We start from the raw sequence: 13,747 nt of genomic DNA, 5'->3' as shown, positions 1-13,747 counted from the left end.
TAATTCTCTATTTTTGATTTTCAATAGGGGAAGGACCATCCTCTGAAGAGCAATTTCCTCTTTGATGTGAACCTAATCTAGTTGCCGTTATACCTGTAACCTTATCTCTAACTATACAGCCATAATATCTCCTTCCTGTATCACCACAATAAGTACTGAAATTTCTTGTATTAGTATCTGTCCAATCTCCATAATTCAAAACAGGAGTATTAGTAGTACTTATAGCCCATCTATATTCATATTCTCCTGACCCACCACTTACATAAGCAGTTAAAACGTGATTTGTTTCATTGTGATTACTTACTCCAAGATTGATACTGAGTGGAGAATGTGGTTCATTAACATCTCGACTATGGTTATAACTTATTTCTTTATTTCTTTTAAAACCACCAATTATTGATGGAGTATCCATAACCTCAACAAAAGTTCTTCTCAGCCTACCTGCCTCATCATATTCATATTTAGTAGACAATCCATTAGGTCCAATGATGTCTGTAAGTTCGTCCCAATCATTATACACATAACAATTCATTGAAGATGAAACTGGAAAAACTCTAAAATCATCAAAGATTACTACTTTGTCTGAAGAAAGTAAATGTACTTTCTGATAATCTACCGCTTGATTTATATAAAAATTTATTTGCACCCAATTACCAGCAGAAATAACTTCTGAAGAATTCGGATATACTATATTTTTTCCCACAATTAGTCTTGCATTAATATAGTTGCTACCATTACCCTTATACATCCATACAGAAACTTTGTACTTTCCTTTCTTAGGATAAACTATGAATGCTTCTCCAAATGACGGTATTTGTACTCCATAATTTCCGGTATGAGCTATATTAGTTAATACCGCATTACTACCCTTAGCAACTTCACCTCCAAAATAATTAGTGCCTTGAATTAAATCTTCAGCTCCAGAGTAATACATTTCTTTATAACCTGCATCCGAAGTCACTATTACTTTTGACTCTCCATAACCTTTTTTTACGCTAATTTTATTTCCATTTATATCCTGAGTTTCTAAAGGTTCAGAAAAATGGTCATATAGATTTATTGTAGAAGTATTTAGCCATTTATTATTTGATTGACTATAAACATCGTTCCAACTAAAATTATCATCATCTCCCGTATATTCAATATACGATCCATCAGAGGCTACATCTCCCCTCCAAAGAAATGTCTTATGCTTTCTCCAAATTTTTTCATCTTCATTTTGATTATCAGTATTTGCTATATCTCCTTTATAATTTCTATACTGCCATTCATTATTCCATGTAGTAATATCTGCACTTAAAGTTTTCCAAACATCGCCTTCTTTGAACTGAGTTAAAACGACGGCATTCTGGTTTAACATATTTCTATTTGATGAATTATCTGCTTTTGCACTCATACTATATCCTCCCGTACTATTACTGTAGTCTGGAATATGATAAGCTGGTATGTGTTTGTTTCGAAATTCTTTAGCCTTACTAGACAACGTTCTTGTTTCTAGCACAGTCCCTGTTAAAAAGTCATATTTATCATTAAAGGTAGTAGTTGTCAATCCTCCCTTACTTACAGTTACACTATTTAAAACACTTGGCACCTTAATTCGGCTAGAGGAAACTAAAAAATATTCATCTTTTTGTCCTGATTTCCATACTCTTTTATAACTATTAAAAGTTTCTTGAACTAAACCTTGTTTTATAGTATTGAGTGGGGCATAAGAATTTACAGTCTTAGAAAGAATTTGCCTTTCTTTATTAAAACTTTCTTTTGATAATAATCTTCCAATATTGGCAGTTTGATCAATCAATGTTTTCTTTAAAAATTTCATAGAAACTGACTCTCCACTAACTGATACATCTGAATAATTAGCATTCTGATCGGTCTTAAGACGAACCATACCTCCTAATTGAAAATCAGTTGTCCCACCTTTTGTCATAGGTTTTAAAACATCAAAATGATAATGATCACTTGATTTAACAATACCTGTAGAGGATAAATTATCAACTTGAACATATTCATACATTACAAAAGGTGCTGGTAACTCAGAAATAAATTCAACTTCTTTAGCTTTTTTAGATGGTGCATATGACGTTATTCCTGAACTTGTTCCTGTGCCTGGAATATTATATTTATATCTTGTTATTATAGGCTGACTACCTTCTGCAGTAACTCGTAGCTCTTTTACTCTGTTTCCTCCTCCACTTTTATTAAAGAAAGATGTATTTGAGTTTATTCTAAACCTGAGCTTATGATTTCCATTTCCTGGCCCTGTACAACTTCCCTCTCTAGACTGTCCTGCAAAACCACTAGTATTTCCAACTACCTCGTTATACCATCGATAGAATGTCCAATACTCATTCTTGCATGTATTGTCTCTTCTAACATTTGTATTGGTTGACTTTACAGGTAATACAAAGGTTACCTCATTACTACTAACTGAACTTACTAAACAATTAGCAGCTACATCTGCAACTCTATGATCTCCGTTATGGCTAGGATTTAACCAATACAATACATCTACTTTGGCTGTTTTTCCCTCTTTAAAATAGTTTCTGAAATTGATATTTTCTGCACTTGTGTTATTTCTATGATTTCTAAACACTACAGTTTTGTAACCATTTTCTGTTCCTGTGAATTTTAATTCTAAGTTTGCATCAAAATAATGTCTTGTAAGTGCTGCTTCCTTCTCAAACACATCTCCTTCATAAGTTATATTTATATTAGTACCTGTAGGATTGGTAATTTTATTTAAACTCCATGTCATCGGGAATCCCTTATGATAACCCCAGTCATCTTTAACATCATTACTATAAGATTTGCTTTTATTGAAATAGTCAAAAGTGTAAGGCGGAATCAACTGTACCCCTCCTTTACCTTTGATATTCAACTTATTAAGTGTTAACTTTCCTTTATTACTAGCAATTGAATTTGGTGTTGAAGGGGCTAAAGAATTATCGTATTCAAATTCTATAATTTTTAATGCACTGCCTTCAACTTCAGGAAAATTCGTGCTTAAATCTTTCACGTCTAAAACCTTACTATATAGTTGAGTGTTCCAAGTTCTTGAGTGAACAATACCATTTTTTGTTCTTGCTGGATTTCCTCCATTAATGTGATACACTTTAAGGTCTTTTTTAAATTCAATCTTACCTCCTGATACTGGAGCACTCTGATTGGTATTACTTTTCGAAAAACTTTTATTACCATTTTTAACAATGATAATTTTATCAAGCTTTAAAGATTTTCTGTTTTTTGTATCAATATATTCATGATGAAAAGACTCTAAATAATGATACGCTTGTGGCCAAGGAGCTTCAATATCATCATAAATACCGTTAAAGTAAATTTTATCATCATCTCCTCTAACAAAACTTTTTATATGAATATCTCTGTAAATTTTGGGATCGTTTCCGTTTCGCTCAGAGATTATATGAGAATAATTATCTTTTCTATCACTCTTTACAAATAATGCAGAATGTGTTCTTGTAAAAATTCTATCTAAATAATATATATCCTTTACACCCCAAGAATAGGATTTTGCTTCATCATTTTCTTCATTTCCGCTAGCTGGAATTCTCCATGAAAATCCATCACTCCATTTTCCGTAATCAAAAGCAACCCAATATCCTTTATCCTCTTTATCTAATTTTCTATTTCCATTAGTATCTATAAAATCAGGTCCAGTGATACCTGTTAATAACCAATGTGTTGCATATGGGTCAAATTGTTGCTGCTCACTAAAATGAGTTTCGATATTTTTATCCTTGGGAGCTATTCTCGAAAATTGTTCTCTTTGATAAACAGGTATAGAGTAATGGTAGGTTTTACCATCAGGTGTAGTTATCTTATAAGCGCCAATTCCTTCAGATGGAAATAGATTTGAATATCTGTTAATTGAAGTTTCTGGATGAATGATTAAATTGGGATTATCTAAAATTTCTTTATTTGTATATGTCTCTATATAGTTTGATTTTCTCATTCTATTATTAGAAAAATTGTAACCACTTTTCCCTTCTAATAAATGATCAAAATTTTTGTCTTTAGTCCTGAAGTAAAAAATATCATTATATAGTGAACCACTAGTTGGTAAATGCCATCCATTTGAGTTTACTTCTAAATAAGAAGAAAATTCATTATCAAAATAAAAATGAATATCTCTATTTGAATCATCAATTTGTTTTTTAATATGTTGGGTATTAGTATTAAAATACCTAGCACCTGCTGATGGTTCTCCCCAACTACCAGATAATATCATTTGACTTTGACCAAACAATACACTTTCTTCTAATAAATATGGCTTCAAACTCCCAGAAATACCTTGACCGCTTACACTATACCCATCATATCCAAGATTCATAAAGTTTCCATTTCTCAACTGCTCATGACGATCAATTTTATAAAGAGACTCATAACTATCGAAGCCAACTTTATCATCAAAAATAGCATCCTCAAGCAATTCATCATTATATCCTCCATATAAAGACCCGTTGTAAGTTGTATAGTCATTTTCATACAACCAATAGCGACTTCGATTATATGAAAAATTAATATTAACAGCATAAACTGGAATTGTAATAGCAAAATTATCATTATTAAAATTTAACGAGGTGTTTAAGTTCCCTGCTCCTCCTAAAGAAACATCCGCAAAAGAAGATGACATTCTTAAACCTGATCTAGAACTAAAACTTATTCCAACTGAATTGTTTGAAACACTTCCAGTTTCTGAAAAACCTATTCTTGCATTATATGAAGCTCCATCACCTCTAAAACTTTGCTGAGCACCAATTGATAACCTAAAATTTTGAGCTCCTACACCTTTCTGATTTGTTCCAATACTTGCATTAACTCCAACTCCACTTAAACCTATATTACCTCCTACTCCAATTCCAACATCGCCTTTACCAAAAGTAACTCCGCCTTGAATTCCTAAATCAAAAGAATAACTATTCTCTCCTCCAAAAGCCTTTTGTTCTGTATAACTAGCATATAATCCAATTGAAGTATTTAAACCATCTCCTCCCCAACCTACTGATACACCTCCTGAATAAGATTTACTTACACCTCCTGGATCATTAATAAGAGAATATTTCCTTTTCGCTTTCCAATCATCTGGAATCCCAACAACATTTCTATTGATAGCTCCAGGGTTTATGCTCCAACCTAACCCAACCCATGATGCTTCTTGTTCAACTGCAATACCAGCATGATAAGAGAGAGATATTGGATAACCGCCTTCTGGACTTGGTACGTTTAACAATGGTAATACGTAGGTAAAATCTCCTGTAAGAAGATTTACCATGTCGGTTGCATCTACAGGTTCAAAAGCAGTAGCCTCAGGCGCTGTTGGTCCTTGGGCTGACAAACTCTTTATCGACAATATAAATACACTAAGTAAACATAAAATTAAATGCAGTTTAGTATGTTTATAACCCTTGTTCTTTTTATAATTTTCCATCATATTTATATTTTGATGTTTTATTATTTGAATTGATTAATATATTAATTGACTTAGAATACTTTTCACTTGAAAAAAACTCTTTAAAGTTTAGTTTTAATTCCTCTCGTATTATTTTGGTTGGAACCTTAAATCTCACCTCTCCTGTTTGGAAACCAAAGTCTTCTATAGTAATATTAACATATTCTTCATCAAGCACTTTTTTTTCCTTCGGATAAACAAACAACATTGTTGTTTCATCGCTCATTCCATATAATCTTGGATATATATAATCGGCTATTGCAATAGTATCTTTTTGAGGCGTAAATAGGTGTACTTTTTTATCCATACCAAAGGCAAATTGATTAACCAAAGCCCCAAATTTCTCCCTATTATTAATAGAACTCAGTAACTCCTTACCTCCTGATGATATCGATATATTGAAATAGATATATTTTTCATATTTCTTTCTTAGACTATCAATTATTGAGTTATTATAAATTTCATTAGATATATGTTGTTTTACTAGTAAATCTGTAGGTTTAAGCAATAAAGAAATATTAACATTATTTATTTCCTTTTTGAATAAATACCCATTTGTTGGTTGACTTAAAAACTCTAATAACTCTTTAGGAGAATCAAATTTCTTACTAGAGCATGAGATTAATAACAAAAAGATTATTGCGGTTTTTACAACTATTTTCATCTTTTCCCATCAAATTCTAAATTAAGAGCTTCTAATACTTCTTCCGTTAAATCAGATGATTCTTCAGCATACATAATGGTTCCACTACCATTTGCTCCAAAAATGACTTTATATCCTTTATCTTTTCCATATTCTTTAATAAAGTCATTAATATCATTTATAACAGTTTGGGTTACTTTACTATCTTCTTCTGCTAATTTTTTCTGAATGGCTTGCTGGTAATTATTTATTTGTTGCTGCTTATTAGCTAGCAATTCCTGCTTAAGTTTTAATTCCTTTTTTGTCATTCTACTGCGCTCTTTTTCGTAGTTTTTTAGCTCTGTTTGCCAATTAGTAATTAAACTATCAACATTTGCATTCATCGTTTTTGCTTTTTTCTCAAACTCTGCTTTAACAATCTTTGTTCTTTTATAACCATCTAATAGTTTATTAATATCGACATACACTAATTCTGAAGATGAATTAAAAAACAAGAATGAAAGTATTGTAATCGCTAACGCTATGACTGATATTGGTAAAGAAAATTTACTCATTGTTTTTAAATTTTAATTGTATTTTTTTAATTGCTTTTATTCTGTTGTAGTATTAATAAAGCTTCTAATTTTGCTAATCGAGACTCAAGATTCTTATTCTCTATCTCTAACTTTTGAAGTTGTTTTTTTGTAGATTTGATTTGTTGATTTTGGTCAATTGTATATAAAGTCAACTCTTCTATTTTTTCTAAAAGTTTCATGTTCATCAATCCTAATTCAACACCATTCTTTTCCATAACTTTTGCTGATGGTATATTCGGTAAATGACCTTTTTCTTTTATGTAAGTATCTACCTCTTCAATTGTTTTTAAATCGTAATTTTCCAAGAAAACGTAATCTGGCGCAGGAACTGAAAGATCTATTTTTATTTCTTCCGCATGAATTTTCCCTTTTACTGCTAGTTTGGCATCTGGATTAGTGGTTCCTATACCTACCAATCCTCCTGATTTAATTACCATCCAATCTTTTTTACTGTTATCTGTGGTAGTAAATCCTCTAAACACAAAACCTCCATCAGTGGTTCCTCCTGATGCATTAGTATCACGCATTTCAAAAACAACTCCATCTTTATATTCTCCAAAATAATTTACGTCTCCAAACAACCTAAACCCCTCACCTGCATTCATATAAAAATCTCCATTTACATGCAATTTTGATGAAGGATTATTTGTTCCTATTCCAACATTCCCATTAACATCGTTTATACGTAATCGTTCGGTTCCTTTTGTTTTTAAGATTAAATCGTTGTTGTAAGAAGAAAAACCATTACTAACAGTATATACATCTTTATTAAAAATAATTTTTGGTCGATCTGTATAAATATGTGCCCATGAGGTATTTTGAGCTCCTAAATCTAGATATCCATAAGCCGATTTTACGCGTAATGCTCCTCCTGTTGCATTTCCTCTTATACTCCCGTTTATGTGTAGCTTCTCTGCAGGAGCTGTTGTTCCAATTCCTACATTACCGTTCAAATGAATTCGCATTCGTTCATTTCTAGTATTTGCACCTGTGCTGAAACTAACTCCATCATATGCATTAATACTCAATCCATCCGGTGATACACCCCCATTTGAATGATCATAAGCTAAAATTGAAATATTATATGGGTAATTTGTAGTATGTCCTTCCCTAAAGAAAATCCCTTTTTCATTCCCTAAATTATATGAATCTAACAACAGATTTCCTTCTATATGTAACTTTTCAGAAGGATTACCATTTCCAATTCCAACATTACCACTTGTTCTAACTCTAAATCGATTACCAGATGGTCCTACTTCAAATGTTCCATCAGTCCTCATCGTTCCCGTATTATGATAGAAATTTTTATTTCCATAGGTACGAATCCAACTAGAATCAGTCATATAAAATCCTCCTCCGTAATCCTGAAAAAAAACTCCTCGTTGACCTTTAATTCGTAACCAACCATCCTCAACATAAGTATCTCCTTTTACATGAAGTCTCCCTAGCGGACTGGTTGTTCCCATTCCTATATAACCGTTTCTCATTACAGAAAAGACTCCAAATTGATTCTTTTTCGTAACACCGTCATGTATAAATAATTCCATTCTACCTCCATTATTAGGGTTATGAAATCCGTAGACATCTTTCTTATATGAATCTACAAATGCCATCCAATTTCCCCATGGTGTTTGAATATTTAAGGGAGAACCTCCTATTGTTTCCGTATCAGCCCCTCCAATAGAAAACTTACCTGAGGTTCTAAAACTTCTATTTTCATAAAATTTGCTTGAAGTAGTTTGCACATATTCTTGAGCGTTACTTTTTAAACATAATAACACTCCAACTAACACTAATGCAATTGTATTTTTTTTCATTTACTTACTTTTTTTACACAAATGTGTATTTATTTTACTTGGATTTATTATGATGTTCCCTTGAGACAAAAATTGTTACTATGGAAAATTATTTTTTACAAAAAAACCACTCAAGATGAGTGGTTTTTTGAAAACAAGTAAGTTTAAGTTTATAAAATTGTTTCTCCTTTTTTACAGTATCTGTCCCAAGTAGTATTAGGATCTCCATCTAAATCTCCCGTGCAAGGTTTTGGTAGTTCTGGAGTCCAAGTCTTTTGACCTCCTTTACCTTTAATGTTTTGTAACTCATTTTTACTTAGTAGTCTATACTCTTTTCTGTCTAACATATTCTTTGAATTAAAATTAGTATTCCTTATTTACTAATGAGTTCATCTTGATTCAAAAATGTTACTATTTTATAAAGAATATCAAATCTACTTTTTCTTATACCACATAAAAACGAGTAGTAATAAAAACACAAAAAATAAAAGAATCTTTAAGTAAAAAGTATATTCAATTTGTGGTTCCAGTGTAGAGTTATCACCAATAATTATTAAAGAAGCCCAGTAATATGGAGAAGCTTCAGCATCCTTATTATTCACTAAATATGAAAGTTTTGCCTTTCGCAATGCTTCCGATTTTGATGCTCCATTACTTAAACTCTCATAAAATTTTGAAGTTATACTTGTAGTTGATTTATCATTAACTTCCCATAAAGAAGGAATTACCGTTTTCGATCCGGAAGCAAAAAAACCTCTTGCCAAACTCATAACTCCCTCTCCTCTAACAATTTGACCCAAAGAAGTATTACAAGCACTTAACACTACTAAATCCGCTTTTGTCTTTAATGAATCAAACTGTGACAACTTAAATTTAGAATTTCGAAAAGCAATCCATGGATTTATGGTATCAGAAGCATTTGCATGTGTGGCCAAGTGTAAGATTTTATAATTACTAGCTATTTTCTTAAAATTACTCGCTGTAGCATCTTCACCTATTAGTAGTTTTCCAGAATAGTAACTTTCTCCAAGTTCTATCTCTTTTTCTGTATTTTTTAAACTGATTAATCTATCAGAAAAATCCACTGGAGCGATTCCCAAGTAGTTTTTCGAAGCATTGAATTTAGTTTTAGAGTTTTCTTCTCTAAATGTTAACGAATAGTCGTAGTTAATCTCATTCAATGAAACTAAATACTCGAACTTTTCAGCATTTGGAATTAAAGCTTCAAAAGGAACAAAACTTATAATATGATCTGCTAGAATGGTTATTTTTTTTCCTTGAATTTTACCTTGTATTCTTTCTGGAATTAGAAGGTTGTAGGTAGTATTTGCAACTTTTAAATACTCTGATTTATCCTTTTCTGTTTCAAATGGCTTATCTAACTTATTTCTAAGTTCCGTTATATTACTAATTAACTTATCTACTTTCTCTATTTTAAATAACTCCATATAATTATTCGAGAGATAAAGACCATAAGCATTAGGTATTTTTCCCACTAAACGCTCTGCCATTATATAATTAATCACAACCTGATCATTGCTTAGTTTAACCTCATCTGGTGTAATTATTTTGGAAAACTCTGGGTTTGAAAAATAAGTTTTTTTATCAATTAATGAATCTTTACTAGCGGCTTTCTCTTTTCGTATATCTCGAATTAACAATAAGGCTTTATTTTTTTCTATAAAATAGAATGCATCTTTTACCGCATTAATCCTGTAACAAGCTTCTAAAGCTAATATATAAACCTCTGAAGCTAAATCTCTAAGTAATAATTTAGAATTGGACGATAAATCATCTCTAAGCATTAAATTAATTAACTCATCACTTTGTTTTGCTTTTTTAATAATTTGATTAGATATAAAATCATCCGATTTTTTGAGCATCATTCTATCCCAATTTTCCATTTGAGTTCGAAACAACTCTAGCAAAAAACCTTTATCTTGAATTTGCGTTAGGCTTTCAGTGGAGATATGCTCAGGTTCTTTGGTAATAGATTCTCCTAAAACAAAAGAAAGAGACTTTAAAAAATAATTTTGAGCATTATCATAATCTCCATGAATAGAGGCGTTTTCACCTAATCCGAAAAATGTTTTTTTTCGAAATTCATCGTCTTCAACTTGGTACTCTAAGGATTTTTTATAATACTTCTTCGACTTTTCTTCATCGTACTTCTGATATGTATATCCTAAATTAAAGTAAAAACGCTTTAAATCATCAGTAGCAGCAACCTTATCAACTAATTCCAAAGCTTTATCATAATATTCAAAAGACTTTTCAATATCATCACCGTTTTGAAAATACTGTCCAGCTATCGTATAATATATCCCAAATTTATCTGCTTCTTTATAATTTGGTAAAAGTGAATACAGGGCTTCTGCTTTAAAAAAATATTCCAAAGCTTTTTTTCCCGATTTTTTACTTCGCAGAGACTTATAAGAAGTCCCTGCTTTTATATATAAATCGATTAATATGGTTGTTTGACTATTATCAACGAATTCTATAGCTTTCTCGTAATTAGAGACGGCATAGAAATAATCTTCATTATTAAAATAATCATTTGCAATAGCATTGTAACATACGGTTAAATACTTCCTTGATTTCCTATCAAAATCTTTGCAATCATTAAAGGTTAAAGCTTTTTTATATCCCTCAATAGCCTCCTTAAAGTTTTTCTTTCTCTTATTATAAAAGCCAACATTGTAAAAACTCGTTTTTAAAGAACATGTATCTAAAGGAATTACTTTTTCCTTAGCATTTATACCTACTTTATTGTAAAAAATAGCTTTATCAATGTCTTCCTTATAGATTTTTTTTGCTAGTTCGTGCGCATCGTCTCCCAGTTGTTTGTAATTCTTCTTTTCTTCCCACTTCTTTAATAATTGGGAGTACGCTTGTATCTTATCAACATTCTTTCCTGGTAATGCTAAAATAGAATCAAACTGCTTGGAAATTTCTTGTGCCTGAAAACTGTAGATATAAAAAAGCAAAAAGAGGAAAAGTAATTTTTCCCTCTTTTTAGATGTTTTATGTAGATAATTGATATTCAATTTTTTTGATTTAATTAGTTTGCTAATTTAAAAAACTTAATTAAAAAATTGAATTGTTTTAATTATCCCGTACTCGTCTAGTGCTTTAATAATTATTTACTGAATTGGAGTATTCACGGTATCACCACCTGATGGTCCAGAAAAAATTAAATTTCCTCCATCAAGAAATGGGTCAAAAACAACACCTTCATAAATTTCTGATAAAGGAACCTCGTCACATGACCTATATTGAGGGTATTCATTTCCTTCAGCTGCCCCAGGTTCGTCCTCTTCATCTAATCTGTCTAAATCAGTATCACTAGTACTTGCCGTAACTACAACATTTTTAGGTTTATTCGGCATTGGAGGATATATTCTCGTTACCTGTATCCACCAAGTATCAACAAAATCACAATCATCATTTACTACAAAAACTTCTCTGTGTTTTCTTACTGACTGTAAATAATTTAACCTATCTGACATTTTCCATTCCGGTGGATAAACAACAAAATACCTTTCAAAAACTAAAACAGTGTTTGTTGTTGGTTCAAATCTTAAACTTGCCTTATTCTCTTTTTTGGAAACAATTCCATTTTGAGCTAAGAATTCCTCTGCGCTAATAGCGTTTTCCGGAAGTTCGCTTTTACTTAAAACAACTTCGTCTATAATAATTTCTTCTTCTGTAACTTCTTCTTTTTCATTTGAACAACTAACATAAGTAACTATTGCTGTTGCTACTAAAAATAATTTCAAAAAACTTCTTTTCATAATTTCTATATAAATTCTTCGTCGTGTTTTCATTTACTCCTGCGGTAATGTAGGATCACTATTTGGTCCGCTTCCTAAATCTCCTCCTCCATTAGTATCATCCTTAATAATAATTTCATAGTACTCAGGTGGTAATGGAACATCTTCACAAAACGTATAGATATCTTCCCCTTCTTTGTCTTCTCCTCCAACTGCTCCTGGTCCATCGGTATCCTCAGTAGAGTTGGTATTTGTGGTATCAGCGTTTGTATTGGTAGCGACAATTACATTTTTAGACTTGTTTTGTGTTCCTGAAGGTGGATAACCTCTTGAAAATTCAATATACCAAGTATCAACGTACTCACAATTATCTGGGGCAGTATATACATCTTTACCTGTAGTTTCCATATAATTGTTTAAAAACGTATACCTATCAAAACTAGTCCAATTTATTGGGTAGATTACAAATACTCTTCTGTAATAAATTATTTGTTCTCCTTCAAATAATTCTTTTTGAGAATCGCTATTAAGTTCTATCTTTTTTTGTGCTAAAACTCCTTTGTTAGATAAGAGTTCTTTGGCATTTATAGCATTTTCTGGAAGCTCTATGACTATATTAGAAGCTGTTTCTGTAGTATTCTCTATAATAATGGTGTCTTTTTCTTTTGAGCATGAAAAACTCGTCAATAAAACCAATATCACAAAAAAATAATTTATTCTTTTTGTTTCCATTCTTTCTTATTTAAAAACGTTAAATATTACTCTTGAGGAGCATTTGGATCATTACTTGGCCCACCTCCAACTGGACCACCCGAACCTGGCCCATCTTGCAGAATTGGATCGTAATACTCATCAGGTAAAAGAATATCTGTACAATGATAGTAATACTCATCTATGTATATGCCACTGGTAGATTCCTGTGCACCAGGACCATCATCCTCAGAAGAAACTGTTGTTTCAATATCAGTATTTGTTGCAGAAGCCTCTATAACATTTTTAGATTTATTCTTCATTAAAATATCTGAACTTAATACTTCAACATACCATGTATCGATGTATTCACATATATTTAATTCTACATAAATATGTCTAATAGTATTTGAACTCACATTGTTCAAATAGTTCAATCTTTTCGCGTAATCCCAATCTACCGGATATACCACAAAAAACTTGATATAAGTTCCTGTTCCCTCGCCTAAAGATCCTCTGTTATTAGAAGATGTTTGGTTAGTAGTCTTTTCTTTCGAGCTTTTAACATCAATTCCTTTACTTTTTAAAAACTCTTCAGCACTCACAGCGTTTTGAGGTAACTCAGTAATAATTTTTGAAGGTGTTTCTGTCACTACTTCTTCGATAACCTCATCTTTTTCACTAGAACAGCTTATATTTGTAAATAACAAAGCTGCCATTGCAATTTGTACAATTATTTTTTTCATCTTAATTTGCTTTATATTTATTGAGTTCCCCAACCCTTTAAAATGTTAATGGCA

General features: G+C 31.3%; 9 protein-coding genes. All 9 read right to left on the bottom strand.

The window, feature by feature from the left end:
* Nucleotides 1–7: 7 nt before the first annotated feature.
* On the bottom strand, nucleotides 8–5,356 hold the full coding sequence (locus ACOSP6_RS01545; protein WP_422095693.1) for an RHS repeat domain-containing protein: 5,349 nt from the start codon (nucleotides 5,354–5,356) through the stop codon (nucleotides 8–10).
* Between the two features lie 79 nt (nucleotides 5,357–5,435).
* Nucleotides 5,436–6,134 carry a hypothetical protein gene (locus tag ACOSP6_RS01540; protein ID WP_422092735.1) on the bottom strand — a complete coding sequence of 233 codons (699 nt, stop codon included), beginning with the start codon at nucleotides 6,132–6,134 and terminating at the stop codon, nucleotides 5,436–5,438.
* A complete protein-coding gene (locus ACOSP6_RS01535) occupies nucleotides 6,131–6,667 on the bottom strand; it encodes an OmpH family outer membrane protein (protein ID WP_422092734.1) in 537 nt (178 codons plus the stop codon). The genes ACOSP6_RS01540 and ACOSP6_RS01535 overlap by 4 nt, the downstream gene beginning before the upstream one ends.
* A gap of 26 nt (nucleotides 6,668–6,693) precedes the next feature.
* Nucleotides 6,694–8,505 (bottom strand): shufflon system plasmid conjugative transfer pilus tip adhesin PilV, encoded by a 1,812-nt coding sequence (gene pilV, locus ACOSP6_RS01530; protein WP_422092733.1) that lies wholly within the window; start codon nucleotides 8,503–8,505, stop codon nucleotides 6,694–6,696.
* 149 nt (nucleotides 8,506–8,654) lie between these two features.
* Nucleotides 8,655–8,831 carry a hypothetical protein gene (locus ACOSP6_RS01525; RefSeq protein WP_422092732.1) on the bottom strand — a complete coding sequence of 59 codons (177 nt, stop codon included), beginning with the start codon at nucleotides 8,829–8,831 and terminating at the stop codon, nucleotides 8,655–8,657.
* Between the two features lie 87 nt (nucleotides 8,832–8,918).
* Nucleotides 8,919–11,471 carry a CHAT domain-containing protein gene (locus tag ACOSP6_RS01520; RefSeq protein WP_422092731.1) on the bottom strand — a complete coding sequence of 851 codons (2,553 nt, stop codon included), beginning with the start codon at nucleotides 11,469–11,471 and terminating at the stop codon, nucleotides 8,919–8,921.
* A 156-nt stretch (nucleotides 11,472–11,627) separates the two neighbouring features.
* Nucleotides 11,628–12,263 carry a hypothetical protein gene (locus ACOSP6_RS01515; RefSeq protein ID WP_422095692.1) on the bottom strand — a complete coding sequence of 212 codons (636 nt, stop codon included), beginning with the start codon at nucleotides 12,261–12,263 and terminating at the stop codon, nucleotides 11,628–11,630.
* A gap of 48 nt (nucleotides 12,264–12,311) precedes the next feature.
* Nucleotides 12,312–12,989, bottom strand: a complete 678-nt coding sequence (locus ACOSP6_RS01510; RefSeq protein ID WP_422092729.1) for a hypothetical protein — start codon at nucleotides 12,987–12,989, stop codon at nucleotides 12,312–12,314.
* A 26-nt stretch (nucleotides 12,990–13,015) separates the two neighbouring features.
* Nucleotides 13,016–13,693: a hypothetical protein gene (locus ACOSP6_RS01505; RefSeq protein ID WP_422092728.1), complete on the bottom strand. Its 678-nt coding sequence runs from the start codon at nucleotides 13,691–13,693 to the stop codon at nucleotides 13,016–13,018.
* Nucleotides 13,694–13,747: the final 54 nt, after the last annotated feature.

The sequence above is a fragment of the Tenacibaculum sp. MEBiC06402 genome, assembly GCF_049239625.1.
In the GTDB taxonomy this organism is placed as follows: domain Bacteria; phylum Bacteroidota; class Bacteroidia; order Flavobacteriales; family Flavobacteriaceae; genus Polaribacter.
The sequence above is the reverse complement of the archived record's forward strand: the minus strand, read 5'-3'. Positions and strand labels throughout refer to the sequence as shown.